Annotated in this window: 14 protein-coding genes; 10 read left to right on the top strand and 4 right to left on the bottom strand. The window is 69.5% G+C overall.

Annotation, left to right across the window (positions count from 1 at the left end):
- The gene (locus tag ACFTE1_RS18215; RefSeq protein WP_380623754.1) at positions 1-1,194 is read right to left on the bottom strand and encodes a DUF418 domain-containing protein; all 1,194 of its coding nucleotides are present in this window, start codon (positions 1,192-1,194) and stop codon (positions 1-3) included.
- A 133-nt stretch (positions 1,195-1,327) separates the two neighbouring features.
- Here ACFTE1_RS18215 and ACFTE1_RS18210 point away from each other — a divergent pair, with 133 nt between their 5' ends.
- Complete coding sequence (locus ACFTE1_RS18210) at positions 1,328-2,038, top strand: TetR/AcrR family transcriptional regulator (protein ID WP_380623757.1); 711 nt, start codon at positions 1,328-1,330, stop codon at positions 2,036-2,038.
- Positions 2,039-2,203: 165 nt separating this feature from the next.
- Here the strand turns inward: ACFTE1_RS18210 and ACFTE1_RS18205 are convergent, their stop codons facing one another.
- Positions 2,204-3,553, bottom strand: a complete 1,350-nt coding sequence (locus ACFTE1_RS18205; protein WP_380623759.1) for an FAD-binding oxidoreductase — start codon at positions 3,551-3,553, stop codon at positions 2,204-2,206.
- A gap of 163 nt (positions 3,554-3,716) precedes the next feature.
- On the opposite strand from ACFTE1_RS18205, the gene ACFTE1_RS18200 reads away from it, so the two are divergent.
- Genes ACFTE1_RS18200 through ACFTE1_RS18185 form a run of 4 tightly spaced genes read left to right on the top strand, consistent with a single transcriptional unit; the run spans position 3,717 to position 5,491 of the window.
- A complete protein-coding gene (locus ACFTE1_RS18200; RefSeq protein ID WP_380623761.1) occupies positions 3,717-3,980 on the top strand; it encodes a hypothetical protein in 264 nt (87 codons plus the stop codon).
- A 7-nt stretch (positions 3,981-3,987) separates the two neighbouring features.
- Complete coding sequence (locus ACFTE1_RS18195) at positions 3,988-4,791, top strand: hypothetical protein (RefSeq protein WP_380623763.1); 804 nt, start codon at positions 3,988-3,990, stop codon at positions 4,789-4,791.
- A gap of 23 nt (positions 4,792-4,814) precedes the next feature.
- Positions 4,815-5,090, top strand: coding sequence for a YbaB/EbfC family nucleoid-associated protein (locus tag ACFTE1_RS18190; protein WP_380623765.1), 276 nt, complete (start codon positions 4,815-4,817; stop codon positions 5,088-5,090).
- A gap of 2 nt (positions 5,091-5,092) precedes the next feature.
- On the top strand, positions 5,093-5,491 hold the full coding sequence (locus tag ACFTE1_RS18185) for a YbaB/EbfC family nucleoid-associated protein (RefSeq protein WP_380623767.1): 399 nt from the start codon (positions 5,093-5,095) through the stop codon (positions 5,489-5,491).
- 83 nt (positions 5,492-5,574) lie between these two features.
- Here the strand turns inward: ACFTE1_RS18185 and ACFTE1_RS18180 are convergent, their stop codons facing one another.
- Entirely contained in the window at positions 5,575-7,443 is a 1,869-nt protein-coding gene (locus ACFTE1_RS18180; protein WP_380623769.1) for a serine/threonine-protein kinase, read from the bottom strand.
- Positions 7,444-7,546: 103 nt separating this feature from the next.
- Here ACFTE1_RS18180 and ACFTE1_RS18175 point away from each other — a divergent pair, with 103 nt between their 5' ends.
- From ACFTE1_RS18175 to ACFTE1_RS18165, 3 genes are all read left to right on the top strand, one after another.
- Complete coding sequence (locus ACFTE1_RS18175; RefSeq protein WP_380623771.1) at positions 7,547-9,118, top strand: acyl-CoA mutase large subunit family protein; 1,572 nt, start codon at positions 7,547-7,549, stop codon at positions 9,116-9,118.
- 232 nt (positions 9,119-9,350) lie between these two features.
- Positions 9,351-11,072 carry a hypothetical protein gene (locus tag ACFTE1_RS18170; protein WP_380623773.1) on the top strand — a complete coding sequence of 574 codons (1,722 nt, stop codon included), beginning with the start codon at positions 9,351-9,353 and terminating at the stop codon, positions 11,070-11,072.
- Positions 11,073-11,504, top strand: a complete 432-nt coding sequence (locus tag ACFTE1_RS18165) for a roadblock/LC7 domain-containing protein (protein WP_380623775.1) — start codon at positions 11,073-11,075, stop codon at positions 11,502-11,504.
- An 82-nt stretch (positions 11,505-11,586) separates the two neighbouring features.
- Here the strand turns inward: ACFTE1_RS18165 and ACFTE1_RS18160 are convergent, their stop codons facing one another.
- The gene (locus ACFTE1_RS18160; RefSeq protein ID WP_380623777.1) at positions 11,587-12,288 is read right to left on the bottom strand and encodes an MBL fold metallo-hydrolase; all 702 of its coding nucleotides are present in this window, start codon (positions 12,286-12,288) and stop codon (positions 11,587-11,589) included.
- An 82-nt stretch (positions 12,289-12,370) separates the two neighbouring features.
- Between ACFTE1_RS18160 and ACFTE1_RS18155 the strand changes: the two genes are divergently transcribed.
- Both ACFTE1_RS18155 and ACFTE1_RS18150 read left to right on the top strand, forming a co-directional pair.
- The gene (locus ACFTE1_RS18155; RefSeq protein ID WP_380623779.1) at positions 12,371-14,158 is read left to right on the top strand and encodes a right-handed parallel beta-helix repeat-containing protein; all 1,788 of its coding nucleotides are present in this window, start codon (positions 12,371-12,373) and stop codon (positions 14,156-14,158) included.
- Between the two features lie 42 nt (positions 14,159-14,200).
- Entirely contained in the window at positions 14,201-14,401 is a 201-nt protein-coding gene (locus tag ACFTE1_RS18150) for a hypothetical protein (protein ID WP_380623781.1), read from the top strand.
- Positions 14,402-14,416 lie beyond the last annotated feature (15 nt).

Raw genomic sequence — 14,416 nt, 5'->3', positions numbered from 1 at the left:
TCAGAGTCTCGCCCTCCCGTAGGTCACTCGGCGGAGCAGGGCTTCGGCCGGCCCGCGTAGCCGTTTGCGCCGCAGGAGTTCCGCTCCGGTCAAGGTCACCAGCCACACTCCGATGCCGCAGACGAGCCCAACCAGGAGGGGCGAGTCCGACCGCTCGGCGAGGTCGATGGCGAACGGCATGGTCAGCGCCAGCCAGGCGAAGGACTGGAACAGGTATCCGCTGAGGGAACGCTGCCCGAGCGCGGCCACGGCGTTCACCACGGGCCCGCGCCTCTGCCCGATGCGCAGGGCCAGAAGTGCGAATATCGCGGCATAGGCCAGCCCGCCGAAGGTGCCCGTGGTCTCGTACAGCATGCGTGCCCAGGAGGCGGCCTCCTTGTTGGTCGTCGCGAGGCCCGCGGAGAGGAGGGACATGGGAAGGGCGCCGAGGACGCTGACGGCCAGGCCTCCGGCGGCGACGGTCTGGAGACGGCGCTTGTGCGGAGCCGGGTTCTCCAGGATCCGGTGGCGGGCGGCCCACGCACCGATCCAGACCATGAAGATCAGCGACAGGAACATGAGCGTCTGGACCGGCCAGTGCGCGACGTTCTCCCCGACAAACTCGCCGTAGGTCTCCGGCTTGGGGGCCGGGTCGGCGCGGAACGGCACGCCGGAATCGCCGGGGCCCCACGCGCTCAGCGTGAAGAACGCGTAGGCGGCGATAACCGCGCCCGCCAGTGCCAGGTACCAGGGCGCGAGGCGGTGCACCCTGTCCGACCGGTTCAGCAGTGTCAGGGTGAAGACCAGTCCCAGGATTCCGTAGGCGCCGAGGATGTCCCCGGAGAGGAGGAGGGTTCCGTGCAGCGCCCCGAGGGCGAGGAGGGCGGCACTGCGGCGCAGGAGGATCGCTCGGGCTCCCCGCCGGTCGACGCCGGCCCGCTCCTGGCGCCGGGCCAGTTGGACGATGCCGTACCCGAACATGAGCGCGAAGAGGGGGAAGGATCGGGCGTGCACGAAGGAGAGCAGGAACATGTTGACCGGGCCCTCTACTCCGGTCGGCTCGGGTTCGAGTCCGGGGGTGGCCGAGAGGGCCGTTCCCGTGCCGTGGGCCATGGCGATGAAGAGGAGCATTCCTCCGCGCGCCAGGTCAGGGGCGAGGGCTCTCTCCGTAGGTCGGCTGGTCGTGCCCCGGACCGGGGCTTCTGTCGTCTGCATGGTGTTCTCCCGGTGAAGTGGTATCGCTAATTACTATATCAGAGAAACTATCCAAAGGATAGTAATATCTGTGTCATACTGTGCCTGCGAGTCCGAGTGGCGGCGAGGATCGGAGGGGCGGATGGAGCGCAGGGTGCCGGAAGAACTGGCCCGGCTGTGGAGAATCCCGGCGGAGTCGAAGAAGGGCCGACCGGCCAAGCTCGACACCTGCACCGTCGTGAGCGCGGCGGTGGCCCTGGCCGACGCCGAGGGAATGGACGCGGTGACCCTGCCCCGCGTCGCCGCCGACCTGGGCGTCACCAAGATGTCCCTGTACCGCTATGTCGGGTCGAAGGACGAGCTGCTCGTCCATATGCAGGACCACGCCTTCGGGCCCGCTCCCGAACGCGGTGACGCCGGATGGCGCGAAGAGCTGAAGAACTGGGCGTTCGCCCAGGCAGAGGTGATGGCGGAGCACCCGTGGCTGATGGACCTGCCGGTCTCCGGCCCGCCCCGGGGCCCGAACGCGATCGACTGGCTGGACGCGGCACTGTCCGCTCTGCGGGGCACCGGCCTGGGGGTGAGCGAGAAGCTCGGAATCGTGACCGTGGTCAGCACGTATGCCCGCTCCTCCCGGCAGATGAGCGCCGAGATGGCCTCCGAACGAAGCGCGGGAACGGAGCAGGTGGAAGCGGAGCGGGAATGGCAGGCCGCCCTGTTCGAGCTGGTGGACCCGGAACGCTACCCCGAGGCGGCCGGGCTGATGGCCGAGCCCGTTTTCGAGCCGGCGGGGGAGGACGCGGAGTTCCTCTTCGGGCTCGACCTGATTCTGGACGGTGTCGCGGTCATCGCCGACGAGAAGTAAGAGAACCGCTCCAGGGCACGGACCCTGTTCGAGAGGCGGCGAGGCCCCTGGGAAACGGGCCGAGGTGCCGGGTCGGCAGGAGGCGATCGTGTGTGAACGCGGCCCCGGAAGCGGGCCGCCGAAGTCCGTCGATATGGTCCCCGGCGGCCGTACAAGGGGCCGGGCTCAGGCGAGGACCTTGCCGGGGTTGAGGATTCCCTTCGGGTCGAGGGCCTTCTTGATGGCCTTCTGGACGTCCAGGTTCGCCTCGTCCACCTCGCGCTCCATCCACTCGCGCTTGAGGACCCCCACGCCGTGCTCCCCGGTGACCGTGCCGCCCAGCGACAGGGCCAGGTCCAGGATCTCGTCGAAGGCCGCGCGCCCCCGCTCTATGCGGTCGTCGCCGACGACGATGTTGGGGTGGAGGTTGCCGTCGCCGGCGTGCGCGACGACGCCGATCACCACGTCATGGCGGGCCGCGACCTCCTCCACCCCGGCCAGCGCCTCGGCCAGCCGGGATCTCGGGACGGCGATGTCGTCGACGAGGATGCCGCCCTTCCTCTCGATGGCGGGCAGCGCCATCCGCCGGGATTCCAGGAGCGCGTCGGCCTCGGCGGCGTCGGTGGCCCGGTAGACCTCGCTCGCCCCTGCCGCGGCGCAGAGTTCTTCGGCCCGGGCCAGTTCGGCGTCGGGGTCGGAGTCGGCGCCGATGAGCAGGAGCGCGGCGGCGTCGGTGGGCAGTCCGGAGGGGCGCATGTCCTCGATGGCGCGCAGGTGGACCTGGTCGATCAGCTCCATGAGGCTGGGCTGCAGGCCGGAGGACATGATGGCCGCTACGGCGTCTCCGGCGGCCGCGATGGACGGGAAGACGGCGGCCAGCGTGAGCCGTTGGGCGGGAACGGGGCTGAGTCGCACCGTCGCCTGGGTGATGACGCCGAGGGTTCCCTCGGAGCCGGTGAAGAGGCGGACGAGGTCGTAGCCGGCGACGCCCTTGACGGTCTCGGTGCCGCAGCGCATGACGCGCCCGTCGGCGAGGGCGACCTCGAGCGCGCGGACGTATTCGGCGGTCACGCCGTACTTCACGCAGCACATCCCGCCGGCGGCGGTGGCGATGTTGCCGCCGATGGTGGACTCCTGCCACGAGCCGGGGTCGGGCGCGTAGCGCAGGCCGTGGGGTTCGGCGGCGCGCGAGATGTCGGCATTGACGACACCGGGCTCGCAGACGGCCAGGCGGTTGACGGGGTCGAGGGAGAGGATCCGGTTCATGCGGGAGAGGTTCAGTAGCAGGCATCCGTCGGTGGCGGTGGCGCCGCCGCAGAGGCTGGTGCGCGCTCCCTGGGTGACGACCGGGGTGCCCGCCTCGTGGGCCGAGCGCAGGACGGTGGAGACTTCGGCGGTGGAGGAGGCGCGGACGAGGGCGAGGGGTCGGCCCGCCTCGGCCAGGGGCGTCTGGTCGCGAGAGTGGGCCGCGAGGATGTCGGGGTCGGTGACGGCGTCGACGCCTCGGTCGCGCAGGAGGTTCAGGATTTGGCTCATAAGATGAATTGTGCCGCATAGGAAGTTGTTACGGAGCGTTAGCCCAGGTCGCGACTTCGGAGATGGACCAGGCACTCTACCCTGGCGTAAGGGGGCCCGGAATCCCTTGTGGCGCGTCCGGAACTACCGATTCGATTGGACACGAGACGAAGAGAGAAAACGCATGTCAGGATTCAGCGTCGATCCGGAAGTTCTCGAAGGGGCGGCCAAAAAGCTCCGCGAGGCGATGGACTACACCGACAAGGCCATCGGCTACTCGGAAGAGGCGGACCCGGACCTGTGGATGCGGGGCCTGCCCGGCGTCGCTTTCAAGCCGATCTCCGAGCACATCCGGCCGGTGGTCGACGAGGACCTGGCCGACTGGGGAGGAGAGGCGGGCTCCAACGACGTGCCGGACATGACCCTTCCGACTCTGAAACTCGGATAGGACGCGAATGCTGAGCAGACCGCGCACGATTCAAGACAAGGCGCACAAGGTCCTGGACGTCGTCGGGGACCTCGCCGACGGTACCCTCCCCGACCTGAGAAAAAACCGACGTTCGAAGAGCAAGACCTGGACCGACTTCGTCGTCCGACACGGCGGGGCGCCGCCGGCGAAGGTCAAACTTAAATCCACCGAGGGCGATCCGCCCATCGGCTCCGTCCTCACGATGTTCCGCGACTGGGGTGTGCGGACGAAGAAGGGGACTGGGTGGCCGCAGTTCACCTATAAGGGCACCACGATTCAGCGCGTGAACGTGCAGACCGGTGACGACTCGGTCTTCCTTCGCTTCTCCCGTGTGCCGCAGGGGCTCCCCGGGGCGTTCCGGCACTTCCTGTTGGACGACCGCGACATCACGTCGCGCCATGTCAACCCCTGGAACCAGGAATGGCGCCGATACCATGCCGTTCCCGGCCGGTTCGACGAAAACGCGGAGGAGGGGCCGGACCAGTCCGTGTTGAAGGCGGCGGCCCGGATGATACTGGGGGAAGCCCCCAAGATACTCCGTGGGCCGAGCGTATACAGTGAAGATGAGACTTATGCTCGCGAACTCGCCGAGTCCGCGCGGCGGTCGGGCGACCACCGGCTGTTCGAGACGGACTGGTTCCATGCCAACGGCCTCTTCTTCACCGTCCGGATGAGGAACCACATCGCCGAGAGATACTCGGTGGACACGTACGCGGAAGCTGAAGTCTCCGAACACCTCTCCCTGACCAGGCTCTTCCTGGAACCGAGCTCAAAGGCTCCCGAATCCTGAACCGACTCGAGGACTGACGCAACATGACCGACCGCAACAGCGATATCAATCGCATGGCCTTGCGCGCGCAGGAATTGGCACAGACCAAGACCGTAGAACTGACCAGTGACGACCATTCCATCCGCGTGGTGGCCGCTCCGGGCGGCGGCGTCAAGGAACTGGAGTTGAACCACCGCGCCTACGGAATGTCCGGCGCCGAGCTCGGCCCTAGGATCCTGGCGCTTCTCCAGGAGGCGCAGCAGCGCGTGGACGACGAGCTTCAGGACGAGATCGCCGCCGTATTCACCGAGGAGGCCTGACCGTGTTCGAGCGTGGAAAGAACTACAACCCCGAGGAGATGCTGGCCAAGCTCGACAAGATGCAGCGCCAGGCCGAGGAGACTCTGTCCAAGTTCGAGGAGTTCCAGAGCAGCCTCGGCGATGCCGACGTCAGCATCACCAGTGACAACGGGATGGTCACGGTGGAATTGGACGGCGAAGGACGCTTGTCGGGTCTGGAACTCGCGCCTGACGCCACTCGGCTGAAGGGCAATCTGGCCCCGTTGATTCTGCAGACGATCCACGATGCTCAGGCGACCTTCGGGGAGAAGATGACCCAGACGGTCGAGCAGATGCTGCCCGACCTGGACATCAACGGGATCATGAGCCAGTTCCGCTCGCCCGAAGCGCGGGACAAGGCCAGGGAGAACCTGAACGACTGACCGCCGGCGTCTGACCGTCAACGGCGAGAGGGGGACCGGAGCGATCGCTCCGGTCCCCCTCTCCGCGTTCGGTGCGCGGTCCCTCAGCCGGTCCGCTCATAGGACTCGAGGCCCTGCTCGAAGGCCTGCGCGGAGACGTCGTCGTACTCGGTCGACCCGGACACGTAGACGCCCCAGGACAGTCCGTCGGCGTCGACGGCCAGTGCGAAGAGGTTGCGGTACTCGACCCCGTCCTCGCCGGTGTTGGTGAACTCGACGAGGTACCCGTCCATGCCGGCGACCTGGGCGGCCTCGGAGCGGACCTCTTCGCCGCCCTGGGCCTGCATGACTCCGACAAGGTAGTCCTGGGCGGTCTGGCCCTCGTGGCCGAGGGAGTTGTTGTAGAAGCGGATCCAGTGGTCGGCGTTGGCGGGGTTGACGAAGGAGTTGTAGTACGTGCCGTCCTGGCCCTGTTGCCAGATGTTGGGGTAGTCGGCGCTGTAGCCCTCGCCGGAGAAGGTCTCGGTGGCCAGCGGCTCGCTCTCGTCCTCCGAGTCCTCGCCGCCCTCGTCGTCGGTCGGCTCGTCGCTCTCGGCCTGTTCGTCGGACGGGGGGTCGGTCGGCTCGCCGCCGCCCTCTCCTCCCGTGAGGAGCTTGTAGCCGAAGTACCCGCCGCCGGCGAGAACGAGGATCAGGACCAGCGCGAAGACGAGGCCCTTCCGGCTCTTCCGGGGCTCGTCGTCGAAGTCGTCGTCGCGGGTGCGGTGGGAGCCGGCGTCACCCGCGGGCGGGGGAGGGGGCGGCTCTTCCACGCCGTGGGCGGCGGTGTGGGCGCCGGTCTTGATCAGTCCGGTCGCGCCGTTGGCGAGCGGCCCGGACAGGAGCGAGGAGAGCTCGTGCCGCGCCTCGTTGAGGGTGCACCGCGCCTGCGGGTCCTTCTTGAGCATCGACCCCAGCAGCGGAGTGAGCTCGCCGGCGTTCAGAGGGCTCTCCGGCGGGTCGTTGACCACCGCGCGCATTGTCGAGATGACGTCCCCGCGGTGGAAGGGCGGTCGGCCCTCGCACGCGGCGTAGAGGGTGACGCCCAGGGAGAAGACGTCCGAGGCCGGCTCGGCCCGTCCGCCGACGGCGCGTTCGGGGGCGATGTAGTGCGCCGAGCCCAGCACCTTGCCCGGGGCGGTGCCGCCGGACACCGAGTGCTGCTGCGCGGCGCCGAAGTCGGTGAGGATGCACCGTCCGTCCGCGGTGATGAGCACGTTGCCGGGCTTGATGTCGCGGTGGATGATGCCCGCCTCGTGGGCGGCCTGGAGGGCACCGGTCAGGGCGAGGCCGATCTTGGAGCTCACGCGGAGCGGGAGCGGCCCGTCTGACTCGAGGATCTCGGCCAGCGAGCGGGCCTGCAGGAGCTCCATGACGATCCACGGGACGTCCTCGTGCTGGACGACGTCGAAGACGCGGATGACGGAGGGGTGCGAGATGCCCGCGGTGATCTGGGCTTCGCGCATGGAGCGCTCGATCAGCTGCTGCCGTTCCTCGGCGGGGATCTCCGCCGGCAGCGTGACGGCCTTGATGGCCACGTCGCGCTGCAGGGTCGTGTCGAGACCGCGCCACACGGAGCCGTTGCCGCCGCGGCCGATCATCTGGTCGAGGCGGTAGCGCCCGCCGATCATGTCGCCGGGCTGGGACTGCGCCGGGCCGAAACCGCCCGGGCGGGCCGCCTCGAAACCGCCGAAACCCTGGTCCGGGGCCGAGTCGGTGAAGCGGGGGTCGTAGGGCCGAGCGTCGGGAGGCCCCGCCGAGGGCGCGCCCAGTCCGGCGGGCCCGTCCTGTCGCGGGTAGGCGTTGGAGGAATCCGGTGTCACGCTGCGTGACGTCTGGTTCCACGAGGCGGTCTGGAAACGGCTCCCGAACGCGCCCGAACCGTGCTGGCGATCCCTGGGCCCGGGTTCGTTCGGGTCGTCAAAGTACGACATGGTTCCTATATCTCCTCACCACATCACCCTACGATGTGGTTTCTAACCGCCGGGGGCAGCCGCCACTGTCACTGTACGATTCCGTGTCTATAAGATCAAGGCCATGGACCGAGACGTACAAAGTCGTACAGGGGTTCCGATCGAACCGCTCTATGAATCTTATAAGCGGGAGCCCGAGCTGGGGAAGCCCGGCTCCTACCCGTTCACGCGCGGGGCCTACCCTACCATGTACACGCAAAAGCCGTGGACGATGAGGCAGTACGCCGGCTTCGCGACCGCCGTCGAGTCCAACACTCGCTACCGAGAACTGCTCGCCAACGGCTCCACCGGACTCTCCGTCGCGTTCGACCTTCCCACCCAGATGGGTTACGACTCGGACGCGGCGATCGCCTCGGGGGAGGTGGGCAAGGTCGGCGTCGCCATCGACTCGCTGGACGACATGCGGATCCTCTTCCGCGACATCCCCCTCGACCAGGTCTCGACGTCGATGACGATCAACGCGCCCGCCTCGGTGCTCCTCCTGCTCTACCAACTGGTCGCGGAGGAACAGGGCGTCAGCGGCGACAAGCTGAAGGGCACCATCCAGAACGACGTGCTCAAGGAGTACATCGCGCGGGGCACCTACATCTTCCCGCCCGAGCCGTCCCTGCGCCTCATCTCCGACACCTTCGCCTACTGCGCCGACCAGATGCCGCAGTGGAACACGATCTCCATCTCCGGCTACCACATGGCCGAGGCCGGCGCCGACGCCGGACAGGAACTGGGCTTCACCCTGGCCAACGGGATCGAGTACGTCAACGCCGCCCTGGAGGCCGGCCTCGACGTCGACACGATCGCGCCGCGCCTGTCCTTCTTCTTCGTCGCCCGCTCGACCCTGCTGACCGAGGTCGCCAAGTTCCGCGCCGCCAGGCGCCTGTGGGCCAAGGTCATGAAGGAGCGCTTCGGCACCGACAACCCCAAGAGCCAGCGCCTGCGCTTCCACACCCAGACCGCCGGAGTCGAACTCACCGCCCAGCAGCCCGAGGTCAACCTCAGCCGCGTCACCATCCAGGCGCTGGCCGCGGTCATGGGCGGCACGCAGTCGCTGCACACCAACAGCTTCGACGAGGCCATCGCGCTGCCCACCGACAAGAGCGCCCGCCTGGCCCTGCGCACCCAGCAGGTCATCGCCTCCGAGACCGACCTGACCGACACCGTCGACCCGTTCGCCGGATCCTACGTCGTGGAGACGCTCACCGACGAGATCGAGGAGCAGGCCGAACAGCTCATCGAGGCGGTCTTCGCCCACGGCTCGGCCGTCAAGGCCATCGAGGCCGGCTTCCAGAAGACCGAGATCGAGAAGACCGCCTACGCCGCGGCGCAGCGGATCGACCGCGGCGAACAGGTCATCGTCGGCGTCAACAAGTACGCCATGGACGGCGAGGAGCCCTACAGCCCGCTGCGGGTCGACCCGGAGCAGGAGGCCTCCCAGAAAGAGTCCGTCCGGGCGACGCGCGCCGGCCGCGACGAGGAGGAGGCCGCGAAACGCCTCGCCGAGCTGAAGGACGCGGCCCGGGGCACCGGCAACATCCTCTACCCGATGAAGAAGGCCCTGGCGGCCAAGGCGACCGTCGGCGAGGTGAGCGGAGCGCTGGCCGACGTCTGGGGCCGGTACACGCCCCCCGAGACGTTCTAGGAGAAGGCCGGGCCGCCACCGAAAGCGGTCCGGCCCCTCCGGAATGAGCTTTTTCTGTGTACCGGACTATGTGTCCGCATACCCTTCGAAGTGATGTTCTAAAGTCAAAGACGTGGGGAAGGCCGCCGTGCGCACAATCAGACCGTTCGGACGGTGGCATCGGCGACGTTCATAGGCGATCCTTGAAGACAGCCCGAGCGCGCCACGAACGAACACGGAAGGGGCATCAGACGTGCAAGTCTTTTGCGGCATAGCCACCGCCACGCGGGAGGGCGACGAACCCGTCTGCGCGGTAGCGCTGGTCAACGCGAGCGGGACCCTGCTGGCATCGGACTCCTTCCACGACGACATACGAGGCTACGCGCGCTTCCTGGACCTGGCCCACCCGCACACCGGATTCCCCATGGTCACCTCCGACCCCGACAGCCTCACCGCCGACCTCGCGCACACCGGCGGGCACCACGTCGTCTACGGCGACACGCCCTACGGCAGCGGAGACGAGATCGACCACGCCATCGCCCTGGCCCGGTCCCTCGCCACCGGCGAGATCACCCTCGCCGGAGACAACCACGAGACGACCACCGCCGCCCTCCGCCCCCTCCTGACCACCCTCGCCGAGGCCGTCCACGCCCGCCGCTCCGCCATCGACACCCTCACCAGCCTCCTGCGCGCCGTCTTCCCCGCCGCGCTCGCCGCCTGGGACGACCCGGGCGACCCCGGCGCCGTCGCCATACTGACCCGCATGCCGCAGCCCGGCGCCCTCAAGACCATCTCCACCGGCGACCTCGCCACCGACCTGGCCACCATCGCCGACCCCACCCACGTCGCCGCCCTGGCCGGGGCGCTCACCCAGGCCATCAAGGAGATCGGCGGGGGCGACGACTCGACCGTCGCGCCGTCCATCTCCGCCACCGCCGAGGCCGTCGCCGTCTGGGACCGCTCCATCGAGGGCCTCACCGCGCTCCTCCAGACCCGGCGCGTCAACGGACAGCGGAAGAACACCAAGTCCACCGAGAAGCCCGAGGCGCGCCCGAACATCCCCATCCCCAACGACCTCCCGCCGCGCTCCGAGCTGCGCTCGCTCGACCCCGCCACGGGCGTCATGCCCGTCATCGAGCAGAACGAGGCGCTCGCGGAGCAGGCGACGGACTCCCTTCCCGCCGAGCCGGTCCCGGAGCCCGAGCACGACGCGGCCGGGCAGGAGCGGGCGGAACAGCCGCCGGCGGAGCCCGAGCCGTCCGAGGCCGCCGACGAGGAGTCGTCGCCCGCGCCGGGCGGTGAAGAGGGCACGGCGACCGTCGCCCTGCGTCCGGGCCGCGCCCGGTCGAGGTCCTTCCGCCGCCGGTCCGGAGACGGGGGCCGCGAGCCCTATCCGTCGGTGGACCCGGCCGAGGGCGAGCGGTCCGGCGAGATGCCGATCCTGGAGCGCCCGGGCCCCGAACCCGCCGAGAACCGTCGGCCGGAGGCCGCCGAGGGCGCCCCCGCGGGCCGGAAGCGGTCGGGACCGAAGCCGTCCCCGTCGGTCGAGAGCGCGCCCTCCGGGTCGGAGGACGTCCTGTCCGCGGCGAACCTGCCCTTCGTCGAAGACGGCGCCGACGACGGGCTCATGATCTTCAGCCAGACCCGGACCGCCTGGTTCCAGCGTCCCGACGAGGACGACGAGACCCAGGAGTGGACCATGCCCTCCGACGAGGAGTGGCGGACGGTCGCGGAGCTGACCGAGACGCCCCGCCAGGCCGACACGACGTCGTCGGGGCTGCCGAAGCGCGAGCCGCAGGCCAACCTGCTGCCCGGCGCCGTCCTGGCCGGCGATCCAGTGCCCGTCGAGGCGGCCGACCGCGACCCGGAGCTTCTGGCGCACAACACGTCCGGCTATTTCCGCGGCTGGGGCCGGGCGCGCTCGGGGGACCAGAATTCCGCCAATGCCACGACTTCCGCAAGGATGGCCCAGTAGATGACCGCCGATCTCGGAGTATACGAACGATCCCTGTCCATGCTGCTGGGCTCCCTGGTGGCCCGCACGCCCGGACTGTCCCACGCCGTGCTGGTCAGTGTCGACGGACTGCCCCTGGCGGTGTCGACCGGACTGCCGCGCGACCGCGCCGACCAGTTGGCCGGCATAGGGTCCGGTCTGCTGTCGATGGGCGAGGGCACGGCCCGTGCCATGGCCCAGGGACCGACGCAGCAGGTCGTCGTCGAGATGGCCGAGGGCATCCTGGTGTCCTCGCCGGTGGGCCCCCAGATCTGCCTGACGGTCCTGGCCGTCGCCGAGTGCGACCGCGAGGTCCTCGGCTACGAGATCGGCCAGTTCACCATGCAGGTCGGGCCGCTCCTGGCCGAGGCCCTGCACAACACCGGATCGCACCCGGTCATCCAGCCGAACTGACTCAGTGAAGGGCGGGCCCGTCGGGGCCCCGCCTCTTTCACTGTCCTGCGCCGCTGCGCGCGTCCCAGCCCTGCGGGGCCTCTCAGTCGAGGCTTCCGGCAAGGGCGTTGAGGCGGTCGGCCGTGTTCTGGGTGATCGGCTCGCCGTGGCCGGGGCAGAGCACCGCGGGCCACAGCCGGGCCAGGGCCTTGACCGACTCGCGGAGCCGCTGCGGGTCGGTGTTGAAGACGCCGGCGGACGGCCCGTCCGGGCCGACGTTGGCGACCGTGTCGCCCACGAGGAGGACGTTGGGGTCGGTCAGGTGCAGGGAGATCGATCCGGGGGTGTGCCCGGGCATGTGGTAGACGTCGAGGATCCCGGCGATCTCGAAGCTCTCCCCGCCCTCCAGCCGGTCGTCCACGGCCACCGTCGGAGTGTCCTGTTTGACCTCGTCGGGCAGGGAGTCGAAGAGGGCCTGCTCCTCGGACGGCAGTCCGGGCAGGACCTGCGGGGTCTTTCCCTCCAGGACGTCGGCGTCCAGGCTGTGCGCGTGGAGCTCGGTGTTCTCCCACTCGGCCAGTTCGGCGGCGGCGCCGGCGTGGTCGACGTGCCAGTGGGTCAGGAAGACGTGCTGGAGGTCGGCCTTGGTGTGCCCCAGCGACTCCAGGGCGGCGGCGATGGCGGTCGAGGATCCGGGGACACCGGTGTCGACCAGGGTCAGGTTGTTGGCCTCGTTCCACAGGTAGGCGGAGGTGTGGCCCAAGGGGATCTCGTACAGGTCGGCGACCAGCTGGCGAACAGTCATAGAGCGAGGGTATATCCCCGGGGAAGCTTTGGGGGCCAAAGGGATGGTTTACGGTGTGGCGGAGATCCCATAGACTGGGGGCATGACTCGTCGTGCCCCGGCGGTTGCCGCCATTGCCCTGGCCTGCGCGTTCGCCGTTCTGGCGCCCGCGGCTCCGGCGCGTGCGGACGACGCCCGCCGGGTCGTGTGCGACACGGACGAGGCGGAGTTCGAGAAGAGGAACGACGAGATCTCCTACAGCCTCCGTTTGGAGAACAGGCAGCTGTTCCGCGAGTGCCTCGCCCAGGACGCCCAGGACTTCGCCACCGTCGTGGCCGGGGCGGAGGACGGCGACGAGATCGTCGTCCTGCCCGGCCAGTACACCGTCGCGGAGACCGTGGTCCTGGAGGGCCGCAAGGACCTCCGCCTGCGGGGCGGCGGGGACGACCCCGGGGACGCGGTCCTGCAGGGCGGCTTCGACCTGGAGCACCTGGTGGTCCTGGACGGCGTCTCCGACGTGAGCGTCGAGGCCCTGGCCTGGCGCGGCGCGACGGAGTCGGCCCTCAAGGCGGAGTCCTCGACGGGGGTGAGGCTGGAGGGGCTCCGGGCTGACCGCAACGGCCACCACGGGTTCGAGGCGGTGGACAGTGATGTGTCTATCGTGGACACCTACGTCGGCGAGAACCCGGGCAGCGGCATCCGGCTGACCCGGTCCTCCGCGTCGGTGCGGGAAGTCGTGGCCGAGCGCAACGCCGTCGGCCTGACGGCGTCCGAATCCGAGGGGGTGTCGCTTCGCGACAGCGAGGTCCGCAAGAACGCCGTGGGCGTCCGGATCGAGGACTCGAGCGACGTGGAGGTCGGCGGGCTGGCCCTCTCCGAGAACAACATCGCCGCCGGCGGAGACGCCGACTGCGACTCCCCGCTCTTCGCCGCGCCGACCCGGACCGAGCCCGGCATCTGCGGCAACCTCGGCGGCAGGGCTGGCGTCGGCCTGTGGATCCACTCCTCCCGGGACGTCGCTGTGACCGACTCGCACATCTGGGGGCACAACGGCGAGGCCCTCGTGCTCACCGGCGACCTCATAGAGGGCGGCACGAACGAACGCGTCTCGGTGACCGGCACGGCCTTCGGGCAGCGTCCCACCAAGGCCCTGCAGCACAACAGGTCCGACATCTGGTGGGACGGGCGCGGCAGCGACCTGTGCTTCGACGCGGGCGACCTCGCCGAGACCCGGCCGGCCTCCCTGCCCGGCTGCGACGCTCCCCTGGGAGAACGCCTCGTCGGCGATCCCGAGTCCGCCCTCAAGTCCCACTGGTGCGCCGAACCGGACTTCACCTCCCCGCAGCCCTTGTGCGACTGGCTGGGCGCCTCCGCGACCGACCGCGTCGAGCTCCGCCTGGCGATCGTCCTCGGCATGGCCGTCCTGGTCCTGACCGGACTGGGCTGGCTGGCCTCCGCCCGCACGAACGAGCCGCCGGCCTTCACCGCGCTGAGCACCTCGACGCTGCTCCTGCTCGGGGCCGTCCTCCTCCTGGTCTCCTCGGCCTGGTCGACCCGCTCGGACTACGAGTCGCTGGGCCTGGCCATGTGGGCGCTGTCCTGGCTGCTGGCCGCACGCCTGTGGCGGCGGTCGGGGCTGCGCACCCTGGCGGCGTTCACGGCGCTCATGGCAGCGTTCCTGCTGGTGGACGCGGTGGACCGGGCGGTGTGGATGATCCCGTTCCTGTCGTTCTCCCCGGGCTGGGCCTGGGCGGTCCTCGCACCGCTGTGGCTCCTGGTGCTCCTGGGCTCCCTGTTCAAACCCCGCAGGGCCGAACCCGAAGTGCCGCAGCAGAGGACGGAGGAGCCGCTGGAGCACAACCGGTTCGCCTGGGAGGCATTCCGCGGCTGACCGGCGGTTCCGCGAACGGCTCCGAACGCGTAAGCTGTCTACATGGCTTGGACATGGACATTCGAGAACGCCGACGGCGACACCCTGCCGGTCGACCAGCCCTCCCACGACAACCAGGGCGACGCCGAGACGTGGCTCGGGGAGGTCTGGAGGGAACAGACCGACGCCGGGGCGCAGACGGCCGTCCTCTACGACGACGAGCGCGAGGTCTACCGGATGAGCCTCGAACCCTCCGAGAACTGAAGGAAGACGTGCGGG

It is taken from the genome of Salininema proteolyticum, from assembly GCF_042685645.1.
In the GTDB taxonomy this organism is placed as follows: Bacteria; Actinomycetota; Actinomycetes; order Mycobacteriales; family Micromonosporaceae; genus Salininema; species Salininema proteolyticum.
Note: the sequence above shows the minus strand (reverse complement) of the source record. Positions and strands in the feature narration are given on the sequence as shown.

What these genes read in the sequence shown, in the direction of transcription:
- ACFTE1_RS18180 (WP_380623769.1), bottom strand. Translation starts at nt 7,443, where the DNA reads ATGTCGTACTTTGACGACCCGAACGAACCCGGGCCCAGGGATCGCCAG.
- ACFTE1_RS18150 (WP_380623781.1), top strand. Translation starts at nt 14,201, where the DNA reads ATGGCTTGGACATGGACATTCGAGAACGCCGACGGCGACACCCTGCCG.
- ACFTE1_RS18175 (WP_380623771.1), top strand. Translation starts at nt 7,547, where the DNA reads ATGGACCGAGACGTACAAAGTCGTACAGGGGTTCCGATCGAACCGCTC.
- ACFTE1_RS18190 (WP_380623765.1), top strand. Translation starts at nt 4,815, where the DNA reads ATGACCGACCGCAACAGCGATATCAATCGCATGGCCTTGCGCGCGCAG.
- ACFTE1_RS18160 (WP_380623777.1), bottom strand. Translation starts at nt 12,288, where the DNA reads ATGACTGTTCGCCAGCTGGTCGCCGACCTGTACGAGATCCCCTTGGGC.
- ACFTE1_RS18200 (WP_380623761.1), top strand. Translation starts at nt 3,717, where the DNA reads ATGTCAGGATTCAGCGTCGATCCGGAAGTTCTCGAAGGGGCGGCCAAA.
- ACFTE1_RS18195 (WP_380623763.1), top strand. Translation starts at nt 3,988, where the DNA reads ATGCTGAGCAGACCGCGCACGATTCAAGACAAGGCGCACAAGGTCCTG.
- ACFTE1_RS18155 (WP_380623779.1), top strand. Translation starts at nt 12,371, where the DNA reads ATGACTCGTCGTGCCCCGGCGGTTGCCGCCATTGCCCTGGCCTGCGCG.
- ACFTE1_RS18215 (WP_380623754.1), bottom strand. Translation starts at nt 1,194, where the DNA reads ATGCAGACGACAGAAGCCCCGGTCCGGGGCACGACCAGCCGACCTACG.
- ACFTE1_RS18165 (WP_380623775.1), top strand. Translation starts at nt 11,073, where the DNA reads ATGACCGCCGATCTCGGAGTATACGAACGATCCCTGTCCATGCTGCTG.
- ACFTE1_RS18205 (WP_380623759.1), bottom strand. Translation starts at nt 3,553, where the DNA reads ATGAGCCAAATCCTGAACCTCCTGCGCGACCGAGGCGTCGACGCCGTC.